Genomic DNA, 23,857 nt, shown 5'->3' with positions numbered 1-23,857 from the left:
GGGCCGGGGACGGCTCGTTACAGTGGGTGCATGCCTCGAACCTCTCCCTCGGTCGCTCTCGAAGCCATGCTGTCCGGCAACCGGCGTTTCGTCGCCGGGCAGCCCCACCATCCCAATCAGGACGCCGCCCGCCGCGCGCAGCTCGCACCCGGGCAGGAGCCGTTCGCGGTCATCCTCGGATGCTCCGACTCGCGGCTCGCGGCCGAGATCATCTTCGACCAGGGACTCGGCGACCTGTTCGTCGTGCGGACCGCCGGCCACGTGCTGGGGGCCGAGGTGCTGGGCAGCGTCGAGTACGCCACGAGCGTGCTCGGCTGCCGGCTGGTCGTGGTCCTGGGGCACGACTCGTGCGGCGCCGTCGCGGCGGCCCGTGCCGCGGTGGACGACGGGCTGCCGGCGGCCGGATTCGTACGGGACGTGGTGGAGCGCGTGACCCCGAGCGTGCTGGCGGCCCGCGCCGCCGGTCTGACGGACGACAGCGACATCATCGACGAGCACATAAGGCACACGGTGAAGTTGATCATGGACCGCTCCCGTGTCCTGTCGGAGCAGGTGCAGACGGGCGAGGTCGCGGTCGTGGGACTGGCCTACCAGCTCGCCGAGGGCAGCGCCCGGCTGGTGACGTCGCACGGCGTCGAGAGCGCGGAGTGAGCGGCCCCATGACCCAGCGCTTCGACTGTTCCGATCCCTCCGCCCGCTCCGCCGGCATCGACGCGGCCGTGGCCGCGCTGGGGCGGGGGGAGCTCGTCGTCCTCCCGACCGACACCGTCTACGGCGTCGGCGCGAACGCCTTCGATCCGGCGGCCGTCGCCGGTCTGCTGGCCGCGAAGGGACGGGGCCGGCACAAGCCCTCCCCCGTGCTCGTCGGCTCGAAGGAGGCCCTCGGCGACCTGGTCGCGGACCTGCCGGAGACGGCCGAGGAGCTCATCGGCACGTTCTGGCCGGGCGGTCTGACCCTGGTGCTCCGCCACCGGCCCTCGCTCTCCTGGGACCTGGGCGAGACCGGCGGGACGGTGGCCGTGCGGATGCCCGACCACCCCCTCGTCCTCGACCTGCTGGCCGCGGCCGGCCCGATGGCCGTCTCCAGCGCGAACCTCACCGACCGGCCCTCGCCGGAGGACTGCGACGCGGCCTTCCGGATGCTGGGCGACTCGGTGGCGGTGTACCTCGACGGCGGCCGGACCGCCGGACCGGTGTCCTCGTCGATCGTCGACCTGACCGGCGACGCCCCGGTCCTCGTACGGGAGGGCGTCCTCTCCGCCGAGCGGCTGGCGACGGTCGTCCCCGGTCTGATCGTGCGCTGACCGCCTCCGAGGCCGACCGCTTCCGGAGCCGACCGACCGCTTCCGAAGTCGGCCGGTCGCTTCCGGAGCCGGAAGAAGTCCCGCCACCTTCCCGGTGAGCGGGAACCGGCCCCTGCGCCGGACCGCCCCTCCCTGACAGGCTCCCCTCCGCTGTGGTTCCACCGCCCGCGCCCCGCCCGGGGGGTCGGGGCAGCAGGGAGGACGTGACAGATCATGAGGGGCGCGCAGACCGTCGCCAGGCTCGCGGACTGGGCCGCGGAGCGGTACGGGGATGAGGAGGCCCTCGTCTTCGGCGAGGAGCGCTGGACGTTCGCGGAGCTGCGCGACCGGGTCGACCGGGTCGCGCGCGCGGTGATCGCGCAGGGGGTGCGCCCGGGCGACCCGGTCGCCGTGTGGGCGCCCAACAGCCCCCGCTGGGTGGTGGCCGCGCTGGGCGCGGTGGCGGCCGGCGGGGTGCTCGTCCCGGTGAACACCCGCTACAAGGCGGCCGAGGCCGCCGACATCCTGCGCCGCTCCCGCACCCGGCTGCTGTTCACCGAGCACGACTTCCTGGGGACGGACTACCGGGCGCTGCTCGCCGCCTCCGGGGAGGAACTCCCGCTCCTGGAACGGACGGTGACCCTGCACTCCGCGGACTGGCCGGACTTCCTGGCGGGCGCGGACCGGGTGACCGGGGACGAGCGTCTGGCCCGTACCGCCGCCGTGCGCCCCGAGGACACCGCCGACATCCTCTTCACCTCCGGCACCACCGGCCGCCCCAAGGGCGTGCCCACCACCCACGGCCAGAACCTGCGCGTGTACGACGCCTGGGCCCGTACGGTGACCCTCCGGCGCGGCGACCGCTACCTCCTCGTCAACCCGTTCTTCCACACCTTCGGGTACAAGGCCGGCATCCTCGCCTGTCTGCTGCACGGGGCCACGATCGTCCCGGAGCGGGTCTTCGACGCCGATGCCGTCCTCGGCCGCATCCAGGACGAGCGGATCTCCGTCCTCACCGGCGCGCCCACGATCTTCACCTCCCTCATCCACCACCCCGAGCGCGAGGCGTACGACCTGACCTCGATGCGGATGGCGGTCACGGGCGCGGCGAACATCCCCGCCACGCTCATCGAGGAGATCCGGACGACCCTCGGCGCGCGGAGCGTCAACACCGCGTACGGGCTCACCGAGTCGACGGGCGTGGTCGCGATCTGCCCTCCGCACGAGTCCCCGGAGACCCTGGCCCGCACCTCGGGGACGGCCCTGGAGGGCACGGAGCTGCGCATCGACGCCCCGCCCGGGGAGCCGGGCGAGATCCTCACCCGCGGCTTCCACGTGATGCACGGCTACCTGGACGATCCCGAGGCCACCGCCCGGGCCGTCGACGCCGACGGCTGGCTGCACACCGGGGACGTCGGCGTCCTCGACGAGCGCGGCTTCCTGCGGATCACCGACCGCCTCAAGGACATGTTCGTCGTGGGCGGGTTCAACGTGTACCCGGCGGAGGTGGAACAGGTGCTGCGCGGCCACCCGGCCGTCCTGGACGCGGCGGTCGTCGGCGCGCCGGACGCACGGCTCGGGGAGGTCGGCGTCGCGTACTGCGTGCCGGCGGGCGGAGCGCCGGTCGACGCGGCCGAGCTGACCTCGTACACGCGTGAGCGGCTGGCCAACTTCAAGGTCCCGCGCGACTTCCGCTCCGTGCAGGCCCTGCCGCACAACGCGGCGGGCAAGGTCGACAAGAAGGCGCTGCGGCAGCTGGCGGAGAACACCACCACCCGATGAGGAGCACGAACGTGAACGACAGCAAGATCCAGTCCGTCGATGTCGTCGTCATCGGAGCCGGCGTCACCGGTCTGTACGCCGTGCACAAGCTGCGCGGTCTCGGCCACAGCGTGCGCGGCTTCGAGCGCGGGGGCGACGTGGGCGGGGTCTGGTACTGGAACCGCTATCCGGGCGCCCGTTGTGACGTGGAGTCCGTGGACTACTCGTACTCCTTCGACGAGGAGCTCCAGCAGGAGTGGGACTGGAGCGAGAAGTACGCCACGCAGCCGGAGATCGTCCGCTATCTCCGGCACGTCGCCGACCGCTTCGACCTGCGCCGCAGCTACACCTTCGGCACCTCGGTGACCTCGGCCGAGCTGGACGAGGAGACGCTGCGCTGGACGGTGCGCACGGACGGCGGGGAGGTGGTGTCGGCCCGGTTCTGCGTGTTCGCCGTCGGCTGCCTCTCCAGCACCCACGTGCCGGACATCCCGGGGGCCGGGGAGTTCGCGGGGGCCACGTACCACACCGGCGCCTGGCCGCACGAGGGCGTGGACTTCGGCGGACTGCGCGTCGGCGTGATCGGCACCGGCTCCTCCGGCATCCAGGCCGTCCCGCTGATCGCCGAGCAGGCGGCGCACCTGACCGTGTTCCAGCGCAGCGCCAACTTCAGCATCCCGGCGGGCAACGGGCCCCTGGACGACGAGACGCGCCGCCGACAGAAGGCCGGCTACGCCGAGCGGCGGCGCCTCTCGCGGCTCAGCGGCGGCGGCTCGCCGCACGCGGCCCACGCGTCGGCGACGTTCGACGTGTCCGCCGAGGAGCGGCGGGCCGCGTTCGAGGAGCGCTGGGAGCTGGGCGGTGTCCTGTACTCGAAGACGTTCCCCGACCAGCTCACCGACCTCGCGGCGAACGACGAGGCGCGCGCGTTCTGGGAGGAGAAGGTGCGCGCCCTCGTCGAGGACCCGGCCACCGCCGACCTGCTGGTTCCCACGGACCATCCGATCGGCACCAAGCGGATCGTCACCGACTCGCACTACTACGAGACGTTCAACCGTGACGACGTCGACCTGGTCGGCCTGCGGGAGAACCCGATCGAACGGATCGACGCCACCGGCATCGTGCTGGCCGACGGCACCCGGGTGGAGCTGGACGCGATCGTGTTCGCGACCGGTTTCGACGCGATGACCGGCGCGATCGACCGGGTGGACGTCCAGGGGCGCGGCGGCCGGAGCCTGAAGGACGTGTGGAGCGGGGGTCCCCGCACCTATCTGGGGCTGGGCGTCGACGGCTTCCCGAACCTGTTCAACCTCACGAGTGCCGGCAGCCCGTCCGTCATGGCCAACGTGGTGCTCTGCGCCGAGCAGCACGGCGACTGGCTCGGCGACTGCCTGCGCCATCTGGACGAGCACGGCTACCGTGCGATCGAGGCGAGCGAGGAGGCCGTCGAGCAGTGGGTCGCGCAGTGCCGCGACCGGGCGGCGGCGACGCTCTTCCCGGCGGCGAACTCCTGGTACCTGGGCGCCAACATCCCCGGGAAGCCGCGGGTGTTCATGCCGTTCATCGGCGGTTTCGGGGTGTACGGGGAGATCATCGCGGACGTCGCGGACTCGGGGTACAAGGGGTTCGAGCTGATACGGGGCTGACGCGGGCCGTGACGTGAGAGCGCCCCGCCCCCACCGGATCCGGTGGGGGCGGGGCGCTCGCGTGTGTCATTCCCCGTGCAGTGCCGTGCGCAGGACGGCGAAGGCGGTCGCGCGGGCCTCGGCCGCCGCCGGCAGGGCGCCCGCCATGGAGAGGAAGCCGTGGAACATCCCGGCGTGGTGGCGGGCCCGCACGGGGACGCCGGCGGCGGTGAGGGCCTCCGCGTACGCCAGGCCGTCGTCCCGCAGGGGGTCGAAGCCGGCGGTGACGAGCTGGGCCGGCGGGAGCCCGGACAGGTCGGCGCCCGCGAGCGGGGCCGCGTAGGGGCTGGTGCGGTCCACGGGGCTCTGCAGATAGCCGTCCCAGTACCAGCGCAGGTGGTCGGCGGTGAGGAAGTAGCCCTGCGCGTTCTCCCGGTGCGAGGGGCGGGAGCGGGTGGGGTCGAGCATCGGGTAGTAGAGCGCCTGGCAGGCGATCTCGGGGCCGCCCCGGTCGCGGGAGAGCAGGGTGAGGACGGTGGCGAGGTTGGCGCCCGCGCTGTCCCCGGCGACGGCGATCCGGCGGCCGGGGAACCTCTCCGCCGCCCAGAGGAGGGCCGTGTAGGCGTCCTCGGGGGCGGCGGGGAAGGGGTGCTCGGGGGCGCGGCGGTAGTCGACGGAGACGACGATCGCCTCCGTGGCGCGGGCGAGGTCGCGGCAGAAGGGGTCGTGGCTGTCGAGGTCGCAGAGGACGAAGCCGCCCCCGTGACAGAACACGATCACGGGGGCGGTCTCGTGGACGGCCGGGTCGTAGACGCGGACGGGCACGCCGTCGGCGTCCTCGTCCGCGACGCGGGCGACGGGGGGCGGGGGGACGGCCGGCTTGGGGCGGGCGGCGAAGAAGGCGCGCACCTCGGCGATGTCCGTCATCTCCGTCGCCAGGGGCGGGAAGCCGGCGGTGGCCAGGTCGATGACGGCCTGGACGTCGGGTTCGGGTCGGTTCACTCGCAGGTTCCCTTCGGGGTCTGGTTCACGCGTCCGTTCCCTTCGGGGTGAGGAGCGGCATGCGGCCGGCCGACGCGCCTCCGTCCACGGCGAGTTCGGCGCCGGACAGATAGGAGGAGTCGTCGGAGGCGAGGAAGGCGACGAGGCGGGCGACCTCCTCGGGCTCCCCCACGCGTCCGAGCGGCGCGGCGGGATGCTCCTTGGTCTCCAGATGGGCGGTCATCGCGGTGGCGATGGCCCCCGGGTGGACGGAGTTGACCCGGATGCCGTCCGGGCCGAGTTCGAGGGCGGCCGTCCTGGTCAGTCCGCGCAGCCCCCACTTCGCGGCGCCGTACGCGCCGTGCCCCCAGATGCCCTGGAGGCCGGCCTGCGAGGAGATGTTGACGATGGACCCGCCGCCGCCCGCCCGCATCGCCCCGGCGACGGCGCGGACGCCGAGGAACGGGCCGATCAGGTTGACGCGGAGGATCGCCTCCAGGCGGGCCGGGTCCTCCTCGGTGATGAGCGCGGTGGAGTAGATCGCGGCGTTGTTGACGAGGACGTCGAGCCGGCCGAAGGCGTCCAGGGCGGTGGCGACGGCGGCCGCCCAGGACCGCTCGTCGGTCACGTCGTGGCGTACGAAGCGGGCGGCGGCGCCGAGGGAGGCGGCCGTCGCCCCTCCCTCCGCCTCCAGGACGTCGGTGAGGACGACCTTCGCCCCGAGGGCGGTGAGCAGGCGGGCCTCGGCCTCGCCCATGCCGCGGGCCGCGCCGGTGACCAGCGCGACCTTTCCTGTCAGATCGACGGGCATCAGCGGTTCTCCTCGGTCGGATCTTCGGCCGGGTCCTCGGCCGGATCTTCGGCCGGGGCCTCGGTCGGTCGGAGGGCCGGGCCGGTCGTCCAGCCGCCGTCGACGGCCAGTTCCGCGCCGGTGACGTACGAGGCGGCGTCGGAGAGCAGGAAGGCGACCGCCCGCGCGATCTCCTCGGGCTCGCCGACCCGGCCCATCGGTGTGTTCGGGTACTTCCCCTCGCCCCGCTCGATACCCACGTGGGCGGTCATCGGGGTGTGGATCATGCCGGGGTGGACGGAGTTGACGCGGATCCGGTCGGCTCCGAGCTCCACCGCGCCGAGCTTGGTGAGCCCGCGCACGCCCCACTTGGCCGCGCCGTACCCGGCGGTCCTGGCCAGGCCCATGAGGCCGGCGGCGGAGGAGATGTTGACGATGGAGCCGCCGCCGTTCTCCCGCATCACCGGGATCACGGCCCGCATGCCGAGGAAGACCCCGGTCAGATCGATGTCGAGCACCTGCCGGAACGCCTCGGCCGTCTGCTCCTCCAGGAGGTGCGAACCTCCTGAGATCCCGGCGTTGTTGACGAGTCCGTCGACCCGGCCGAAGGCGTCGACCGTGAAGCCGACGGCCTCGCGCCAGTCGTCCTCGGAGGTGACGTCGTGGCGGAGGAAGCGGGCGTGGCCGCCGAGCCTCCGGGCCGCCGCCCGTCCCTCCTCCTCCCGTACGTCGGTGAGGACGACCCGGGCGCCGGACTCGACGGCCACCCGGGCGGCCTCCGCGCCGATGCCCCGGGCCGCACCGGTGATGATCACGGTCCTGCCCCGCAGATCCGTCGTCGGGTTCGTCACCGGGCTCGTCACCGCGCCTCGGCGGAGCGCGTACGGGCGATGTCGTCGACCGCGAGCCAGCTGAACGTCATGGCGGGTCCGATGGTCGCGCCGGGACCCGGGTAGGTCTCCCCCATGACGGCGGAGGAGACGTTGCCGGAGGCGTACAGGCCGTCGATGGGCGTGCCGTCCTCCCGCAGCACGCGGGCCGTGGCGTCGGTGACGAGGCCGCCCTTGGTGCCGATGTCGCCGGGGTGGACGGGGATCGCGTAGTACGGGCCCTTCTCCAGCGGCGCCAGGTTGGGATTGGGCAGCGTCGGGTCGCCGTAGTAGCGGTCGTAGACGCTGTCGCCGCGGTGGAAGTCCTCGTCGCGGCCCGCTCGGGCGAAGCCGTTGAAGCGGTCCACGGTGGCGCGCAGCCGCTCCGGGGCGACGTCGATGCGCGCGGCCAGCTCCTCGACGGTCGCGGCCTTCTTCACGAAGCCGCTCTCCAGCCACGGCTTGGGGAACGCCTGGCCCGGGAACATGCCCATGAAGATGTAGCGGGCCCTGGAGGTGGCGTCGAGGATCAGCCAGGAGGGCACGGTGCTCGCCCCGGGCTTGTCGTTCGCGTACATGGCGTCGACGAACTCGTGGTACGGGGCGGCCTCGTTGGCGTAGCGCTCCCCCGCCTGGTTCACGATCACCATGCCGGGGACGCCCCGGTCGGCGACGAGGAAGAACGGCTTCCCCTCGGGCGGCACCACCGAGGGCGCGCCCCACACCCGGTCCATCAGGTCGGTCGCGGCGCCGAGGGCCACGGCCGGTTCCAGGGCGTCGCCGGTCTGTCCCTCGGCCGCGGAGCTCCACTCGGTGGAGGTGGGCGAGGGCAGGTGCTTCTCGCGGAGCCGCTGGTCGTGGGAGAAGCCGCCGGAGGCGAGGACGACGCCGCCCTTCGCCCGGACGGTGAGCTCCCGGCCGTCCCTGGTGATCCGGACGCCGGTGACCCGGCCGTCCTCCTCGACGAGTCCGGTCAGCGGGGCGGAGAGCCACAGTTCGGCGCCGAGGGCGTCGAGGGAGTGCCGCATGCGGGCGATCAGCGCCTCGCCGAGGGAGAGCAGCTCCTGGCCGGAGAGCCGCGCCTTGACCGCCTGGGCGCCGACCTTGACGGCGGTGCGGCGGCCGGCCCAGGTGCGTGCCACCATGTTCAGCTGCCGGAAGTCCTTGGAGGTGATGGTGAGGCCGTACGTGGGGAGTCCGGCGCGGCGCATGGTGGCGCGCTGCTCGGGGCCGAGCTTCTTGAAGTCGAAGATCTGCGGTTCGACGGAGCGGCCCTGCGGGTAGCCGCCGAGCCGCTCGGGGTAGTAGTCGGAGTAGCCGGGGGTGTAGACGAACCTCACGTCCGTGCGGTCGTGGAACTCCCTTACCATCCGCGGTCCGTGGGTGACGTAGGCGTCCTTGCGCTCGGCGGTGACCCGGTCGCCGACCGTGGCGTCCAGGTAGGCGCGGGCCTTCTCGGGGGTGTCGCCGAGTCCGGCCTCGTCCAGGTGGAAGTTGTCCGGGACCCAGATCGCGCCGCCGGACAGGGCGGTCGAGCCGCCGTAGACGTCGGTCTTCTCCAGCACCAGGGCGGTCAGGCCGCGCAGCCGGGCGGTGAGGGCGGCGGCCATGCCGGCGGCGCCGGAGCCGACGACCACCACGTCGTACGTGTGGTCCCACGTGTCGTTCATCGTGTTCTCCCTGGTCGTGTCAGGGCCTGTGCGGCAGGCCCCGGGTGGGTCGGCGGCCGGGGCGGGCCGTCCTCCGCCCCGGCCGCCGGGTCATCGCGCGGTGATCCGCGCGTCGGTGAGGACCGGCGCGTCCTCGCGCTCCGCCGCCGTGGCCGTCAGCCGGTAGCCGTCGGGGGTGTCCCAGACGCGCAGCCGCAGGGTCTCGCCGGGGAAGAAGACCCCGGCGAAACGGGTGCGGCAGGCGGCGACCGCGTGCGCGTCGCCGCCGAGGAGGCGGTCGGTGACCGCCTTGACCGCCATCCCGAAGGAGCAGAGTCCGTGCAGGATGGGGCGGTCGTGGCCGGCGCGGCGGGCGGTGGCGGGGTCGGCGTGCAGCGGGTTCCAGTCCCCGGTGAGCCGGTAGAGCAGGGCCTGCTGGCGGAGCGTGGGGACCTCCGTCACCAGATCGGGTTCCCGGTCGGGCGCGGGGAGGCGTTCGGAGGGACCGCGGTCGCCGCCGAAGCCGCCCTCGCCGTGGACGAAGATCTGGTTGCGCTGGGTGAGGAGCGGCTCGCCGTCCTCGCCGAGGAGGGTGGACTCCTGGACGATGACGGCGGCCTTGCCCTTGTCGTGCACGGCCGTGGCACGGGTGACCGCGGTCGCCCGTGCGGCGGCGGGCAGCGGGCGGTGCACCTCGATCTCCTGGCCGCCGTGGAGCACCTTCGCCAGGTCGATGTCGACGCCCGGCAGGTCGAAGACCTGGAAGCCGACGCCGCCGGTGCCGCCGGCGACCACCCCGAAGGTGGGCAGGACCTGGAGGCCCCGCTCGTGCCCCTCGTACACGTAGCGCAGTTCGCGCGGGTCGGTCTCGGGGACGCCCGCGCCGAGCGCCAGGTGGTAGAGCCGTACGTCGCGCTCGTCCCACCCGACCTCGGTGCGCACCGGCGGCGCGGAGAGCGCCTTGTCGACGTCGAGGGGCATCAGAACGCGCCCACGGCGTAGCGGCTGCGGAAGAACAGCAGCGGCCGGCCGTCCTCGCCGGCGTCGAGCGCCACCACCTGCGCGGTGACGAGGTGGTGGTCCCCGGCCTCGTACACGGCGTCGAGCTCGCACTCCACGTGGGCGAGGGCTCCGTCGATGCGCACGGTGCCGTGCTCGCCGGTGCTCCAGGGGATCCCGGCGAACTTGTCGGGGCCGCTGCGGCCGAGGGCGGCGCAGGTGGTCTGCTGGTCCTCGGCGAGGATGTTGACGCAGAAGCGGCCCGACCGCTCGATCCTCGGCCAGCTGGTGGAGTTCCTGCCGACGGCCAGCATGACCAGCGGAGGGTCGAGGGAGAGGGAGGCGAAGGACTGGCAGGCGAATCCGACGGGTTCCCCGGTGTCGGCGTCCCGGCTGGCCACGACCGTGATGCCGCTGGCGAAGCGGCCCAGGACGTCCCGGAACTCGGAGGGGGGGATCAGCCGTTCCACCGGTGGCCCCAGAAGCTGTCGGCGGTGATCTCCTTCGCGACCCAGGTGGTGGGGTCCACGACGAGGCCGTCCCAGCCGTACTCGACCTGGAAGCCGCCGGGGGCCTGGGCGTAGAAGGACACCATGCGGTCGTTGGTGTGGCGGCCGAGGCTGGACGCGATGGGGATGCCCGCTTCCTGCGTGCGGTCGAGGCCGCGGCCCACGTCGTCGAGGGTCTCCAGCTCCACCATGAAGTGCACGATGCCGGGGGGCAGGGCGCCGGGGTAGAGGCCGAGGCTGTGGTGGCGGCGGTTGGGGCTGAGGAAGTGCATCCAGTGGAAGTCCCGCTGCTCGGTGGCGGTCGGGACGGCCTGCGGGGGCAGCTTCATCGAGTCGCGCAGCTGGAAGCCGAGCAGGTTCTCGTAGAAGTCGAGCGCGGCCTCGATGTCCGGCACCGGGAGGACGACGTGGCCGAGGCCCAAGTCCTCCCCTGCGGGGGTCCCGGTGACGAAGCGGTTGCCGTACGGGGTGCCGAGCGCGGTGTGGTCCTGCGCCTGGCCCCAGTAGATCTCCAGCGGGTTGCCGCACGGGTCCGTGACGTGGATCAGGCCCTGGACGCGGCGCTCGGCGAGTTCGGCGGGGTCGGCGGCCTTGACGGCGACGCCGGCCGCCTCCAGCTCCTCGGCGGCGGTGGTGAGCGCGGCGGCGTTCGCCACCTCCCAGCCGGCCGCGAGGAGCCGGTCGCTCTCGCCGGCCTGGATGACGATGCGGTGGGCGCGGTCGTCCAGGCGGAGGCAGAGGGTGTCCTCGGTGGTGCCGGTCGCCTCCACCATGCCGAGGACGTCGAGGGCGTAGCGGCGCCACTCGTCCAGGGTGGTGGTCTCCAGGCGGAGGTAGCCGAGAGCACGGATGTCCATGGTGTGCACCTCTTCGATGAAGGGTTCAGCAGGTTCGGTGGGTTCGGTGGGTTCAGTGGGAGAAGAAGTCGACGGCGAGGCGGTTGAACTCGTCGGCCCGCTCGGTCTGCGCCCAGTGGCCGCAGTGCGGGAAGACGTGCAGACGCGCGTCCGGGATCGTCTTGAGGGCGACGAGCGCGCCGTCGAGGGGGTTGACCCGGTCCTCGCGGCCCCAGGTGAGCAGCACCGGCTGGGTGATCCGGTGGGCCTCGCGCCAGAGCATCGTGTCCTGGGCCCAGGCCGGATCGGCGAAGGAGGCGCCCATGCGGGCGCTGCCGAGCCGGGTGTCGGGGTCGGTGGCCGAGGCCCAGCGTTCCTCGACGAGTTCGTCGGTGACGATCGACTGGTCGTAGGCCATGACCCCGAGGAAGGCGCGCAGTTGCTCCTTGGTCGGCTCGGGTGAGGCGTTGAACTCGAAGAGCCGCTTGATGCCTTCGGTCGGGTCGGGGGCGAAGAGGTTGACGGAGACCCCGCCGGGGCCCATCAGGAGGAGCTTGCCGACCTTGTCCGGGTGGTTCAGGGCCATGCGGACGGCGGTGCCGCCGCCGAGGGAGTTGCCGATGAAGTGCGCCCGCTCGATGCCCAGTTCGTCCATGAGGGCGGCGACGGCGTCCGCGCTGAAGCTGAAGTAGTCCTTGTCGAGCTCCGGCTTGTCCGAGCGGCCGAAGCAGGGCTGGTCGACGAGCAGCGTACGGAAGTGCTCGGCGAAGGCGGGGAGGTTGCGGCCGAAGTTGCTCCAGCCGGAGGCGCCGGGGCCTCCGCCGTGGAGCATGATCACGACGGGGGCTTCGACCGGCCCGTCGGGTGCGGCCTCGTGGTAGTGGAGGGTGAGGCCGGCCGCCTTGGCGGTGCGGGAGGTCGACTCGTACGTGAGCTCTGTCATCGTCTCCGCCTCTCAGGCCATGGTGTCTTGGATGTCGATGCCGAGCGCGCTCTGCCCGTACATGACGAGGGCCCGCTCGGGGTCGTTGGCGGCGTGGCCGCGGCCGGTGTGGGCGTCGCGCCAGGCGCGCTGGACGAGGCCGGGGCCGGTGCGCATCGCGCTGCCGCCGGAGTTCTCCATCAGCAGGTCGACGGCCGCGACCGAGCGTTCGGTGGCGAGCACCTGGTCGCGGCGGGTGCGGGTGCGCAGCTCCATGGGGATCTCCTCGCCGCGCTCGGCGAGGGCGTACATCTCGCCGATGTTGCGGGTCAGTTGCAGCCAGCTCGCGTCGATGTCGCTGGCGGCGCGGGCGATGCGGACCTGCGCGAAGGGGTCCTCGGCGACCTTCTGCCCGTACGAGACGCGGAACCGCTTCCGGGTGGCCTCGGCGTACGAGTCGAAGGCGCCCTCGGCGATGCCGACGATGGGGGTGGAGATGGTGGTGGTGAACACGCCGGCGTACGGCAGCCGGTAGAGCGGCTCGGGGTTGATCTCGTGGCCGGGCACGCTCAGGGCGGTGACGGGGCCGAAGCTCAGGGCGCGGTGCTCGGGGACGAAGACGTCCTCGACGACGACGTCGTTGCTGCCGGTGCCGCGCAGGCCGACGGTGTCCCACACGTCGTCGATCCGGTAGTCGGACCTGGGGATCAGGAAGGTGCGCATGTCGACCGGGGTGCCCTCGCCGTCGGTGACGAGGCAGCCGAGGAGCGCCCAGCGGGCGTGGTCGCAGCCGGAGGAGAAGTGCCACCGGCCGGAGAGCCGGAAGCCGCCGTCGGTGGCGGTGGCCTTGCCGGTGGGGGCGTACGAGGAGGCGATGCGGGTCTTGGGGTCCTGACCCCACACCTCCTGCTGGGCGCGGGGGTCGAAGAGGGCGACGTGCCAGGGGTGGACGCCGACCACGGAGGCGACCCAGCCGGTCGATCCGCACGCCTTGGCGATCTCCTTGACCGCCGAGTAGAAGACCACCGGGTCGGCCGCGCGGCCGCCGAAGGCCTTGGGCTGGAGCAGCTGGAAGAAGCCGGTGTCCTCCAGTTCCTTGACGGAGGTGTCGGGCACGCGGCGCAGCGTCTCGGCCTCGGCCGCGCGGTCGCGCAGGGCGGGGGCGAGGTCGCGGATCGCTGCCAGGACGTCATCGGCCATGGGGCATCCCCTTTCGGGTCGTGGTGGGGGAATGCCAGGACCGTACGGCGTGCCGTACGGCGGCGAAATGCGCTGCTCCCACTGAGCGGGAACCCGCCCGGGGAAGGGCTTTCCGGGGTCAGAGCATGGGGTCGTGGACGTCCATGCCGAGGGCGTCCTGGGCGTAGAGGACGAGCGCCCGGTCCACGTCGTTGGCGGCCTGGCCGCGGCCGGTGTGCAGGTCGCGCCAGGCGCGCTGGAGGACGTCGTCGCCCACGCGCAGCGGGCCGCGGCCGGCGTTCTCCATGAGCAGGTCCACGGCGGTGATGGCGCGTTCGGTGGCGAGGGCCTGGTCGCGGCGGGTGCGGGCGCGCAGCTCCATCGGGATCTCCTCGCCGCGCTCGGCGAGGGCGTGCAGGTCGGTCATGTTGCGGGCGAGCTGCAGCTCGGCGGCGTCGATCTCGCCGGCGGCGCGGGCGATGCGGACCTGGGTGAAGGGGTCCTCGGCGGCCCTCCGGCCGTGCGGGGCCTTCAGGAGCTCGCGGGCGGCGGCGACCTGGTCCTCGTGGGCGCCTTCGGCGATGCCGACCATCGCGGTGGAGATGGCGGTGGTGAAGACGGCCGCGTACGGCAGCCGGTACAGCGGTTCGGGGTGGACCTCCTGCCCGGGGCAGCGCAGCGTGGTCACCGGGCCGTAGCCGAGCGTCCGGTGGGCGGGGACGAAGGCGTCCTCGACGACGACGTCGTTGCTGCCGCTGCCGCGCAGGCCGACGGTGTCCCACACGTCGTCGATCCGGTAGTCGGCGCGCGGCACCAGGAAGGTCAGCATGTCGACGGGCCGGCCCTCGGCGTCGTCGACGACGCCGCCGAGCAGCGCCCAGCGGGCGTGGTCGCAGCCCGCGGAGAAGTGCCACCGGCCGGAGAGCCGGTATCCGCCGTCGGCGACGGCGACCTCCCCGGTGGGGGCGTGGGAGGAGCAGATCCGGGTGGAGGGGTCCGCGCCCCAGACCTCCTCCTGCGCCCGCGGGTCGAACTGGGCCACGTACCAGGGGTGGACGCCGAGGACGGCTGCCGCCCAGCCGGTCGAACCGCAGGCCTTGGCGATCTCGTGCACGGCGGCGTAGAAGACGGCCGGGTCTGCGGCGAGTCCGCCGTACGCCCGGGGCCGGAGCAGCCGGAAGAAGCCGGCGTCCTCCAGCTCCCCGACGGAGGCGTCGGGCACCCGGCGCAGGGTCTCCGTCCCGGCCGCGCGCTCGCGCAGGGCGGGGGCGAGGGCGCGGACCGCCGCGAGAACGTCCTCGTCGCGCATGGGTGCCCCTCTCGGATTCCGGTCTCGTCCTGCCGTGACGACAGGGAACCTACGCGTTACTGTTCCGAGACGGAACTCCCCCTTCCCAGCTCCCGTCATCCTCTGGCAATCTCCACGCAATACCGGAGATTACGGACCCAGCCAGGGGTCGATCGGCTGTGCTGTCCGTGTGGGAGGTGCCGATGACGACCAGTGCTGTCGAGGCTGTCGAGGCCGGGACGGCGCCGCTGTCCCTGCTGGAGAAGGCGGCGAAGGTGCTGAGCGCCTTCGAGAGCGCGGGGCCACGACTGACACTCACCGAGGTCGTGCAGCGCTCGGGCATCCGCCGGTCCTCCGCGCACCGCATCCTCGACCAGCTGGTGCAGCTGCGCTGGCTGGAGCGCGAGGGCCGCGACTACCGGCTGGGCATGGGCATGCTGGAGCTCGGCGCCATGGCCTCGCACCACAACCGGCTCCGCCGGGCGGCCCTGCCCCATCTGCACGCGCTGCACGAGTCCACCGGCCATCTGGTGCACCTCACCGTCCTCGACGGCTCCGAGGTGGTCTATCTGGAGCGGATCGGCGGCTCGGACGACTCCGTCGTGCCCTCGCGCATGGGCGGACGGCAGCCCGCGTACTGCACGGCCTCGGGCAAGGCGATCCTGGCCTTCGGCGACGCGGGACCGGTGGAGCAGGTGATACGGGACGGGCTGCGGCCGCGCACCCCGCGCACCCTCACCCGCCCCGAGTCCTTCCGCCGCGAGCTGGCGATGACGCGGGAGCGCGGCGTGGCCTTCGACCACGAGGAGGGGTACCGGGGGGTCTTCTGCGTGGCCGCTCCGCTGCGCGGTGCCGGCCGGGCCATCGCGGCGATCTCGGTGAGCGGCCACGGCGTCCACCGGGAGATGGAGCGGCTCGCCCCGGCCGTGCGCGGCTGCGCGCGGTCGGTGTGGCAGTCGATGTTCGGGCCGGGGCGGCAGTCGGAGAAGCGCTCCCCGGCGGCCGGTGCGGCGGCCGCCGAGGCGCTGCCCCAGCCCTCGATGGACAACATGATGGCCTGGCTGCGGTTCAGCGACTGGATGTGAAGCGCGCCCGCAGGGCGGCGAGCCCGGTGCCGTAGGTCCCGTCCCCGAAGACCGCCTCCACCTGGGCGACGACCTCGTCCGCGCTCCGGTAGGCGGCGGACCACCGGACCTCGGCACCGTCGGGGTGCGGACGCACGGCGAGCGTCGCCACGTAGTCGTGGACCGGGAGCACGACGGGGTCGAGGAGGGCGTAGCGGTACGAGCGGGCGGCCTCGTCGCGGTCGAGCAGGCGCTCCCGGGCGACGGCCACGCCGTCGACCGCGAAGACCCGGACGGTGCCGGGGGCGGCGGGGTCGCCGCCGTCCTCAAGGGTGGACGGCGGCACGTGGGGGTGCCAGTCGGCGAGGGCGCCGAAGTCTCCGACGACCGCCCACACGGCGTCGGGGGCGGCCGGAAGGACGGCGGAGCGTTCGAGCGTACGGGGGTTCACGGGCGTCTCCTCAGGACGGACAGGAACTACGGGTACGGGTGTGCGGCCAGGGGCACCCGCGCGGGTGCCCCTGGCCGTCCGGTTCCGCCGTGTTCACCAGGTGCGGTCACCGCGCAGGACCGCGTCGGCGCCGCCGTCGGCGAAGACGACCTGCCCGGTCACGAGGGCGTTCTCGGGCGAGGCCAGCCAGGCGATCAGCGGGGCGATCTGCTCGGGGCGGGCGTGGCCGTGCAGCGGCATCGGCACGCTCTTCTCCACGAGCCCCCGCATCTCCGGGTCGTCGAGCAGGGGTCGGGTCAGCGGGGTGACGACCACGCCGGGGGCCACGGCGTTGAGCGGGATGCCCGCGCCGGCCCACGCGCCGGTGGGGGCGGCGCGGCGGACCCAGCGGGAGATCGACGCCTTGGAGGAGGAGTAGACGAGGTGTCCCTCGCCGCGGTCGACGGCCGCCCTGGAGGCGGCCACCGCCGTGTCCTCGTCCCCGGCGAGCGCGGCGTCCACGATCGCGGGGTCGGTCGGGTGGACGGAGTCGACGGAGCCGACGACCACGGCCCTCGGGTCGGTGCCGGCCGCGAGCAGCGGGCGCAGACCGTCGAGCGTGGCCACGGCGCCGAAGTGGTTGACCCTGACCGTGAGGGGGTCGAAGTGGGCGACGCCCGCGCAGGAGACGACGGCGTCGAGACGGCCGCCGGTCAGCTCGCCGGCCCGGGCGACGAGTGCCGCCCGGCCCTCGGGCGTGGACAGGTCGGCGTGGATGTCGCCTTCGGCGAGGTCGGCGCCGACGACGGTGTGGCCCCGCTCCCGGAGCAGGGCCGCGGTGGCTCGGCCGATGCCGGAGGCGGCTCCGGTGACCAGGCAGGTTCGGGACATGGCGGTCTCCTCGTCGGAAGCGTCAGGAGTAGGTGATCTCGACCCGGTCGGTGAGGGGCAGGGCCTGGCAGGCCAGGACGTATCCCTCGGCGATGTCCTGCTCGTCGAGGACGTCGTTGCGGAGCATCTTGACCTCGCCCGCCACGACCCGGCAGGTGCAGGCGCTGCACGCGCCTTCCCGGCAGGAGTACGGGGCGTCGACGCCCGCGGCCAGGAGCACGTCGAGCAGCGGCGCCGTCGACGGCCAGGCGACGGTGCGGGTCTCGCCGTCGAGTTCGACCTCGGCCGTGGCCCCGTCCTCCCCCGCCGCGTCCACCGGCACCGCCGGGGCGTCGAAGACGTCCGCGCCGAGGGAGAAGAACCGCTCCCGGTGGATGCGGTCGCCGGGCGCGCCGAGCGCGCGCAGGGCCCGCTCGACGGCGTCCATGAGCGGCTGCGGGCCGCAGACGAAGGCCTCGCGGTCGGCGTACGGCGCGAGCGCGGCGGCAAGGCGGTCCACGGAGGGCAGGCCCTGGAGCGACTCCAGCCAGTGGAGCACGAGCAGCCGGTGCGGGTGCTCCTGGGTCAGCGCCCGCAGTTCGTCGCGGAAGACGACGGAGGACTCGTCCCGGTTGGCGTACAGCAGCACCACCCGGCCCCGGCCCTCGGCCAGGGCCGATTTGGCGATCGACAGGACGGGGGTGATGCCGCTCCCCCCGGCGACGAGGAGCAGGTCGCCGTCGAGGGAGTCGGGGGTGAAGGTGCCGGCCGGGGGCAGCACCTCCAGTTCGTCCCCGGCCGCGAGCCGGTCGCAGACCCAGTTGGAGCCGTACCCGCCGGCGACGCGTTTGACGGTGATCTTCAGGGGCTCGCCGGTGTGGGGCGAGCTGGCGAGGGAGTAGCAGCGGGCGGCCGGTCTCCCGTCCGCGCCGGGCAGTTTCAGGGTGAGGAACTGCCCGGGGCGGTACGTGAAGCGGTCGGCGCTCTCCGGTGGCGCCTGGAGCACCAGGGAGTGCGCGTCGGCCGTCTCGGCGATGACCTCGACGACGCGCAGCCGGTGGGTGCGAGGGCTGGTCGTGGGCTCAGGCATCGTCGGCCTCCGTGGTTGCGGTGCCTGCCGTGCCGGACTCCGGGCCGACCGGCTCCAGCGTGCTGACCGTCAGGCTGCCGTCCTCGACCGCGCGGTCGATGCTCGCCCGCAGGGCCCGGCAGGTCCGCATCCGCGCGGTGGTCCCGCCGGGGGTCACCCGGTCGCGGAACTCCGCGCAGGCGACGGCCGCGTCGGCCGTCCACTGCACGGAGGTGTGGGCGACGCTGAACTTCTCGCACAGGACCTGGTTGCCACAGGCCGCGCACTCCACCGCTCGCATGTCAGGCTCCGGTTCCGGTCTCCGCCGTGCGGCGCGCGAGGTTCTCCTCGACCTCGGCGCGCCAGGCCGCGTTGGCGCGCTGGGTGTCGATCTCGAACTCGAAGCGGCGGGTCATCTCGTCCTTGACGTCGGCGACGTCGACGTAGAACTGCTCGTACCAGCGGCGCAGTTGGTAGACGGGACCGTCCTCCTCGGTGAGCAGGGGGTTGTCGATCCGGGTCTTGTTCCGCCAGATCTCGACGTCCTGCTCGAAGCCGACGGTGGCGCCCTCGGCGGTGAGCCGTGCGGCCTCGGCGGCCTGCTCGTCCGTCATCCCGGGGAGTCGCTTCACGATCGCCCCGTACTGGAGCAGGAAGCTGTTCTCGTCGATCGGGTAGTGGCAGTTGATGAGGACGATCTCCATCTCCGCGCCGCCGCCGACGTCGCTGTAGAGGTGGTCGATCATGTAGGAGGGGCCGAAGTAGGAGGCGTCGGAGCGCAGTCGGCCGGAGCTGAGGGTGCCCAGTTCCATGTCTCCGCGGGGGCTGCTCTCCATGTACTGGGTGGCGACGTGGCCGTCGAAGACGTTCTTGAAGTACTCGGGGAACGCGTAGTGGACGTAGTAGAAGTGCGCCATGTCCACGACGTTGTCGACGATCTCGCGGCAGTTGGCGCCCTCGACGCGGAGGGTCTTCCAGGTCCAGTCGCTCCACTGGTCGGCGTCCGGTCCGTGGATGCCGGCGATCTCGGGGACGGTGACCTCGGGGGGCGGCGGGTTGCCCTCGGGGTCGTTCCAGACGAAGAGCTGCTTGTTGCGCTCCAGGGAGATCCAGGCGCGGGTCCTGGCGCGGGGCGGGACCCGGCGGGCGTACGGGATGCCGGCGCAGCGCCCGTCGCCCGACCAGCGCCAGTCGTGGAAGGGGCAGGCGACGGCGTCGCCCTTGACGCTGCCCTGGGCGAGGTTGCCGCCCATGTGGGGACAGTAGGCGTTGAGGACGTGCAGCTGTCCGTCGTCCTGTCCCTGGAAGACCACCAGCTTGGTGCCGAAGGCCTCGATCTCGTGCGGCTGTCCGTCCTTGAAGCCGTCGGCGAGGCCGAGGCAGTGCCAGCCGCGGGCGAAGCGCGCGGGCGGCCTGCCCGTCTCGATGATTCTGACCTCGTCGTTGAGAGCAGTCATCTCGTCCCTCCTGGTTTCCGTGGGTTCAGTTCTGTGCGGCGAGTTCGACGGCGATGTCGATGAGCTGGTCCTCCTGGCCGCCGACGAGGCGGCGTTCGCCCGCGCGCAGGAGGATCTCGGCGCCGGAGACGCCGTAGCGCTCGGCCTGCCGGTAGGCGTGCTTGAGGAAGCTGGAGTAGACGCCGGCGTGGCCCATGAGCAGGGCTAGGCGGTCGAGCCGGCACTCCTCGTCCATGACGGGGCGGACGACGTCCTCGGCCGCGTCGATGATCTTCAGGACGTCGATGCCGGTACGGGTGCCCATCTTGGCGCAGACGGCGACGAGGGCCTCGACGGCGGTGTTGCCGGCGCCGGCGCCGAGCCGGCGGGTGGAGCCGTCGATCTGGAGGGCGCCCGCCTTGATCGCGGCGATGGAGTTGCCGGTGCCGAGGGCCAGGTTCTCGTGCCCGTGGAAGCCGACCTGCGCGTCGCCGCCGAGCTCGGCCACGAGGGCCTCGACCCGGGCGGTGACGTCGTCCATGACCATCGCGCCGGCCGAGTCGACGACGTACACGCACTGGCAGCCCGCGTCGGCCATGACGCGGCCCTGCCGGGCCAGCTTCTCGGGGGTGGTGGAGTGGGCCATCATCAGGAAGCCGACGGTCTCCAGGCCCATCTCGCGGGCGAGTCCGAAGTGCTGGTCCGCGATGTCGGCCTCGGTGCAGTGGGTGGCGATGCGGCAGATGCTCGCGCCGTTGCCGTGGGCGGCCCGGATGTCGTCCTTGACGCCGAGGCCCGGGAGCATCAGGAAGGCGATCCTCGCCCGCCGCGCGGTGTCGACGGCGACCTTGATCAGTTCCTGCTCGGGGGTCTTGGAGAAGCCGTAGTTGAACGAGGATCCGCCGAGTCCGTCGCCGTGCGTCACCTCGATGACCGGGACGCCGGCGTCGTCGAGGGCGGCGACGATCGACCGCACGTCCTCGGCGGTGAACTGGTGGCGCTTGGCGTGGGAGCCGTCGCGCAGCGAGGAGTCGGTGATCCGGATGTCGAGGGTGTCCGAGTAGGGCATGCGGGGTGCTCCTTACGCGCCGGGGGCGAGGATCGCCTTGGCGAACTCCTCGCCGACCTTGGTGGCGGCGGCGGTCATGATGTCGAGGTTTCCGGCGTAGGGCGGCAGGTAGTCGCCGGCGCCCTCCACCTCCAGGAAGATCGCGACGCGGGCCATCCCGCCGTTCTCGGGGCGGGGGTCGTCGAACTGCGGCTCGGCGCGCAGCCGGTAGCCGGGGACGTACGTGGCGACCTGCTCGGCGATCTCCTTGACGGAGAGGGTGATGGCGGCCCGGTCGGCGTCCTCGGGGATGGCGCAGAAGACGGTGTCGCGCATGATGACGGGCGGCTCGGCCGGGTTGAGGATGATGATGGCCTTGCCGCGCGCGGCGCCGCCGATGGTCTCGATGCCGCGCGAGGTGGTGCGGGTGAACTCGTCGATGTTCGCGCGGGTTCCGGGGCCGGCCGAGACGGAGGCCACGGAGGCCACGATCTCCGCGTACGCGACGGGGACGACGCGGGAGACCGCGTACACCATGGGGATGGTGGCCTGCCCGCCGCAGGTGATCATGTTGACGTTGGGCCGGTCGAGGTGCTCGCGGAGGTTCGCGGGCGGTACGACGGCGGGGCCGACGGCGGCCGGGGTCAGGTCGACCGCCTTGATGCCGAGTTCGGCGTAGCGGGGGGCGTTGGCCCGGTGGACGTAGGCGCTGGTGGCCTCGAAGACGATGTCGGGCTTCTCGTCCTGGGCGAGGAGCCAGTCGACGCCCTCGTGGCTGGCCTCCAGGCCGGCGCGGGCGGCGCGGGCGAGGCCCTCGCTGGCGGGGTCGACGCCGATCATCCAGCGGGGTTCGACGTGCTCGGAGCGGAGCAGCTTGTACAGCAGGTCGGTGCCGATGTTGCCGGAGCCGACGATGGCGGCGGTCGCCTGTGTCTTGATGGTCATGATCACCTCAGATGAACGAGAGGGAGACGGAGCCAAGGCCGGTGAACTCGGCGGTGAAGGTCGCCCCCGCCGCCACGTCGACGGCCCGGGTGCACGAGCCGGGCAGCACCACGTGCCCCTTCTGCAGGGGCACGCCGAAGCGGGCGACGGTACGGGCCAGCCAGGCGACGGAGAGGACCGGATCGCCGAGCACGGCGTCGCTGCGGCCCTCGGCGAGGAGCTCGCCACCGCTGCTCAACCGGGCGTCGATCGCCTTGAGGTCCAGCTCGCGGGGGTCCCGTCCTTCACCGATGACGTATCCGGCGGAGGAGGCGTTGTCCGCGATGGTGTCGGCGATGGTGATCCGCCAGTCGCGGATCCTGCTGTCGATCAGCTCCAGTGCGGGCACGACGCGCTCGGTCGCCGCGAGGACGTCCGCCGGGGTGCAGCCCTCCCCCGGCAGGTCGTCGCCGAGGACGAAACCGACCTCGACCTCGACGCGCGGCCGGCAGTAGCGGGCGGCGCGGACGGGGATCTCCTGCCGGAGCTCCATGTCGTGGAGCAGATGGCCGTAGTCCGGCTCGTCGACTCCCATCATCCGCTGCATGACCGGGGACGACAGCCCGACCTTGTGACCGCGCACCTCCGCCCCTGCCGCGAGGCGGTGCCGGATGTTGACGAGCTGGATCTCGTACGCGTCCTCGGTGTCGACACCCGGAAACGCCTCGGTCAGCGGGGCGATCGGCGCGACGTTCTCTTCGGCGGAGCGGAGCAGCTCGGCCGCCTCGTGTCTCTGGCGGTCCGTGAGCATGGCGGGTCCCTCCTGCGGGCGGTTGCGACTGTCCGGCGAGGCTAGGCCGGTGCCGCCACGCCCCGGGAGCGCCAGTTCCCGGTGAGCGGGAAACCCTCCCGGGACCGGCCACGACGAGGGCACCCGCCCCGGAGCCGCCGGGCCCGAGCGCTCCTGACGGAGCCAGGCCGATCCGGCAGCACCTGCCGCAGCGCCTTCGCGTGTCGTCGGGACGCTCCCGCAGGGGTCGGCCGAACGGGTTTCGCGGCTCCTCGGGGCCTTCACCATCGGATGAAGGCCCCGGGAGCGGATCTCGACGAGCTCGTCCCCCGACCCCCCGAGACGCTCAGCGTGCCGACCCCCGCCGTACGCGGGCCGGGGCCGATGCGGACCGGGCCACCGCGGCCGGTGGGCGCCGGCGCCGCACCGGCCGGGCGCGTCCGCCTCGGCTGCGCCCGGCCCCCGACCGCCCGGCGGTCCCGCGACGCGGCTCGACTCCCCCGTCGTCCACGAGCACAAGCGGCCCGGGCGTCACCGACGGGTCGACGCCGTCCATGGCCCTCCGCCTGCGCGATCAGGAGTGGGGGCTGCGCGATCAGGAGTGGGGGCTGCGCGATCAGGAGTGGGGGCTGCGCGACATCGCCGAACGCCTCGTTCTCATCACCGGCACGAAGAAGGTCCGGCACCCCTCACCCGCCACCGTCGTGCGCATGCCGCGTGAACACGACGGGCGCACCAGCGCGGTGGAAACCGCCGGCCGGCTCGCGGCCCAGCCCTCGACGCGGCCTGGTCTCACCAGGGAATCGGGCCGTCCTCGGTCAGAAAGGCGCCCGTCGGGCCGTCCTCGCCGGCGGTCGCCAGGTCGACCGCGACGGCCGCGCCCTCCTCCACCGTGCGGGTCCCGGTGTGGCGGTTGAGGTCGGTCGCGCAGTAGCCGGGGCTCACCGCGTTGACCAGGATTCCTTCGGCGCGCAGTTCATCGGCGTAGAGCGCGGTGATCGCGTTCAGCGCGCTCTTCGAGGTGCAGTACGGGAGGAGGACCGAGGAGTAGGCGGACCACGGGCTGCCGGGGTCGGCCAGGTGGGTGAGGGAGCCGAGTTCGCTGGACATGTTGACGATGCGGGCGGCGGCGGAGCGGCGGAGCAGGGGGAGCATGGCGTGGGTCACCGCGATGACGCCGAACACGTTGGTCTCGTAGACCTGTCGGACGGTGGCGGCGGGGGTTTCGCTCGGTTTCTGCGGTCCGGTGGCGATCGCGGCGTTGTTGACGAGGATGTCGAGGCGGCCGAACGTGGCGTCGATGTGCTCGGCGGCGGCCTGGACCGAGATCTCGTCGGTGACGTCCAGCGGTACGAACCGTACGTCGGCGCCGCCGGCGCGAAGCTCCTCGGCCGCCGCCTCGCCGCGCTCGGTGTTGCGGGCGCCGATCAGCACGGTGATGCCGAGGGCCGCGAGCCCGCGTGCCGTTTCCTTGCCGATCCCCTTGTTCGCGCCGGTGATCAGAGCGGTCTTCTGCGAAGTCGTCATGGCACCCA

The 23,857-nt window shown here is 73.0% G+C and carries 24 protein-coding genes; 5 read left to right on the top strand and 19 right to left on the bottom strand.

Going from position 1 to position 23,857, the window contains the following annotated elements:
- Window positions 1–30 precede the first annotated feature (30 nt).
- The 4 genes from ACFYUS_RS09120 (at window position 31) to ACFYUS_RS09105 (ending at window position 4,690) form a co-directional block, all read left to right on the top strand.
- Entirely contained in the window at window positions 31–651 is a 621-nt protein-coding gene (locus tag ACFYUS_RS09120) for a carbonic anhydrase (protein ID WP_388847510.1), read from the top strand.
- A gap of 8 nt (window positions 652–659) precedes the next feature.
- Complete coding sequence (locus ACFYUS_RS09115) at window positions 660–1,304, top strand: L-threonylcarbamoyladenylate synthase (RefSeq protein ID WP_388847508.1); 645 nt, start codon at window positions 660–662, stop codon at window positions 1,302–1,304.
- A 213-nt stretch (window positions 1,305–1,517) separates the two neighbouring features.
- Entirely contained in the window at window positions 1,518–3,065 is a 1,548-nt protein-coding gene (locus tag ACFYUS_RS09110; protein ID WP_388847506.1) for a FadD3 family acyl-CoA ligase, read from the top strand.
- Between the two features lie 11 nt (window positions 3,066–3,076).
- Window positions 3,077–4,690 (top strand): flavin-containing monooxygenase, encoded by a 1,614-nt coding sequence (locus tag ACFYUS_RS09105; protein WP_388847504.1) that lies wholly within the window; start codon window positions 3,077–3,079, stop codon window positions 4,688–4,690.
- A gap of 66 nt (window positions 4,691–4,756) precedes the next feature.
- On the opposite strand, the gene ACFYUS_RS09100 is transcribed toward ACFYUS_RS09105, so the two are convergent.
- The 10 genes from ACFYUS_RS09100 to hsaA (ACFYUS_RS09055) all read right to left on the bottom strand — a co-directional run bounded on the left by ACFYUS_RS09100 (window position 4,757) and on the right by hsaA (ACFYUS_RS09055) (window position 14,712).
- Window positions 4,757–5,671, bottom strand: a complete 915-nt coding sequence (locus ACFYUS_RS09100; protein ID WP_388847502.1) for an alpha/beta hydrolase — start codon at window positions 5,669–5,671, stop codon at window positions 4,757–4,759.
- Window positions 5,672–5,696: 25 nt separating this feature from the next.
- Entirely contained in the window at window positions 5,697–6,461 is a 765-nt protein-coding gene (locus ACFYUS_RS09095; protein WP_388847500.1) for a glucose 1-dehydrogenase, read from the bottom strand.
- Entirely contained in the window at window positions 6,461–7,291 is an 831-nt protein-coding gene (locus ACFYUS_RS09090; protein WP_388847498.1) for a glucose 1-dehydrogenase, read from the bottom strand. The genes ACFYUS_RS09095 and ACFYUS_RS09090 overlap by 1 nt, the downstream gene beginning before the upstream one ends.
- An 8-nt stretch (window positions 7,292–7,299) precedes the next feature.
- Window positions 7,300–8,979, bottom strand: coding sequence for an FAD-dependent oxidoreductase (locus ACFYUS_RS09085; protein WP_388847496.1), 1,680 nt, complete (start codon window positions 8,977–8,979; stop codon window positions 7,300–7,302).
- 90 nt (window positions 8,980–9,069) lie between these two features.
- On the bottom strand, window positions 9,070–9,939 hold the full coding sequence (locus ACFYUS_RS09080; RefSeq protein ID WP_388847494.1) for a MaoC/PaaZ C-terminal domain-containing protein: 870 nt from the start codon (window positions 9,937–9,939) through the stop codon (window positions 9,070–9,072).
- Window positions 9,939–10,427, bottom strand: coding sequence for a flavin reductase family protein (locus tag ACFYUS_RS09075; protein ID WP_388847491.1), 489 nt, complete (start codon window positions 10,425–10,427; stop codon window positions 9,939–9,941). Before ACFYUS_RS09075 ends, ACFYUS_RS09080 begins: the two co-directional genes overlap by 1 nt.
- On the bottom strand, window positions 10,415–11,323 hold the full coding sequence (locus ACFYUS_RS09070; protein WP_388847489.1) for a VOC family protein: 909 nt from the start codon (window positions 11,321–11,323) through the stop codon (window positions 10,415–10,417). Before ACFYUS_RS09070 ends, ACFYUS_RS09075 begins: the two co-directional genes overlap by 13 nt.
- Window positions 11,324–11,375: 52 nt before the next feature.
- Window positions 11,376–12,245 (bottom strand): 4,5:9,10-diseco-3-hydroxy-5,9,17-trioxoandrosta-1(10),2-diene-4-oate hydrolase, encoded by an 870-nt coding sequence (hsaD, locus tag ACFYUS_RS09065; protein ID WP_388847487.1) that lies wholly within the window; start codon window positions 12,243–12,245, stop codon window positions 11,376–11,378.
- Between the two features lie 12 nt (window positions 12,246–12,257).
- Entirely contained in the window at window positions 12,258–13,424 is a 1,167-nt protein-coding gene (gene hsaA, locus ACFYUS_RS09060; protein WP_388847485.1) for a 3-hydroxy-9,10-secoandrosta-1,3,5(10)-triene-9,17-dione monooxygenase oxygenase subunit, read from the bottom strand.
- Window positions 13,425–13,542: 118 nt separating this feature from the next.
- Window positions 13,543–14,712 (bottom strand): 3-hydroxy-9,10-secoandrosta-1,3,5(10)-triene-9,17-dione monooxygenase oxygenase subunit, encoded by a 1,170-nt coding sequence (gene hsaA / locus ACFYUS_RS09055; protein WP_388847483.1) that lies wholly within the window; start codon window positions 14,710–14,712, stop codon window positions 13,543–13,545.
- A gap of 182 nt (window positions 14,713–14,894) precedes the next feature.
- Here hsaA (ACFYUS_RS09055) and ACFYUS_RS09050 point away from each other — a divergent pair, with 182 nt between their 5' ends.
- A complete protein-coding gene (locus ACFYUS_RS09050; protein ID WP_388847480.1) occupies window positions 14,895–15,776 on the top strand; it encodes an IclR family transcriptional regulator in 882 nt (293 codons plus the stop codon).
- Here ACFYUS_RS09050 and ACFYUS_RS09045 read toward each other — a convergent pair.
- The 9 genes from ACFYUS_RS09045 to ACFYUS_RS09005 form a co-directional block, all read right to left on the bottom strand.
- Complete coding sequence (locus ACFYUS_RS09045) at window positions 15,760–16,206, bottom strand: SRPBCC family protein (RefSeq protein WP_388847478.1); 447 nt, start codon at window positions 16,204–16,206, stop codon at window positions 15,760–15,762. The genes ACFYUS_RS09050 and ACFYUS_RS09045 overlap by 17 nt on opposite strands.
- Window positions 16,207–16,299: 93 nt before the next feature.
- Window positions 16,300–17,076, bottom strand: a complete 777-nt coding sequence (locus ACFYUS_RS09040; protein WP_388847476.1) for an SDR family oxidoreductase — start codon at window positions 17,074–17,076, stop codon at window positions 16,300–16,302.
- A gap of 22 nt (window positions 17,077–17,098) precedes the next feature.
- Window positions 17,099–18,145: a 2Fe-2S iron-sulfur cluster-binding protein gene (locus tag ACFYUS_RS09035; protein WP_388847474.1), complete on the bottom strand. Its 1,047-nt coding sequence runs from the start codon at window positions 18,143–18,145 to the stop codon at window positions 17,099–17,101.
- A complete protein-coding gene (locus ACFYUS_RS09030; protein ID WP_388847472.1) occupies window positions 18,138–18,425 on the bottom strand; it encodes a hypothetical protein in 288 nt (95 codons plus the stop codon). Before ACFYUS_RS09030 ends, ACFYUS_RS09035 begins: the two co-directional genes overlap by 8 nt.
- Before the next feature lies 1 nt (window position 18,426).
- Window positions 18,427–19,581: a Rieske 2Fe-2S domain-containing protein gene (locus ACFYUS_RS09025; protein WP_388847470.1), complete on the bottom strand. Its 1,155-nt coding sequence runs from the start codon at window positions 19,579–19,581 to the stop codon at window positions 18,427–18,429.
- A gap of 25 nt (window positions 19,582–19,606) precedes the next feature.
- On the bottom strand, window positions 19,607–20,629 hold the full coding sequence (dmpG, locus tag ACFYUS_RS09020) for a 4-hydroxy-2-oxovalerate aldolase (RefSeq protein ID WP_388847468.1): 1,023 nt from the start codon (window positions 20,627–20,629) through the stop codon (window positions 19,607–19,609).
- A gap of 12 nt (window positions 20,630–20,641) precedes the next feature.
- On the bottom strand, window positions 20,642–21,553 hold the full coding sequence (locus tag ACFYUS_RS09015; protein ID WP_388847466.1) for an acetaldehyde dehydrogenase (acetylating): 912 nt from the start codon (window positions 21,551–21,553) through the stop codon (window positions 20,642–20,644).
- Window positions 21,554–21,560: 7 nt separating this feature from the next.
- Window positions 21,561–22,343 carry a 2-keto-4-pentenoate hydratase gene (locus ACFYUS_RS09010; RefSeq protein WP_388847464.1) on the bottom strand — a complete coding sequence of 261 codons (783 nt, stop codon included), beginning with the start codon at window positions 22,341–22,343 and terminating at the stop codon, window positions 21,561–21,563.
- 771 nt (window positions 22,344–23,114) lie between these two features.
- Window positions 23,115–23,849, bottom strand: a complete 735-nt coding sequence (locus ACFYUS_RS09005) for an SDR family oxidoreductase (RefSeq protein ID WP_388847462.1) — start codon at window positions 23,847–23,849, stop codon at window positions 23,115–23,117.
- Between the last annotated feature and the right edge of the window lie 8 nt (window positions 23,850–23,857).

The sequence above is a fragment of the Streptomyces sp. NPDC004284 genome (genome assembly GCF_042874035.1).
GTDB lineage: Bacteria > Actinomycetota > Actinomycetes > Streptomycetales > Streptomycetaceae > Streptomyces.
Note: the sequence above shows the minus strand (reverse complement) of the source record. Positions and strands in the feature narration are given on the sequence as shown.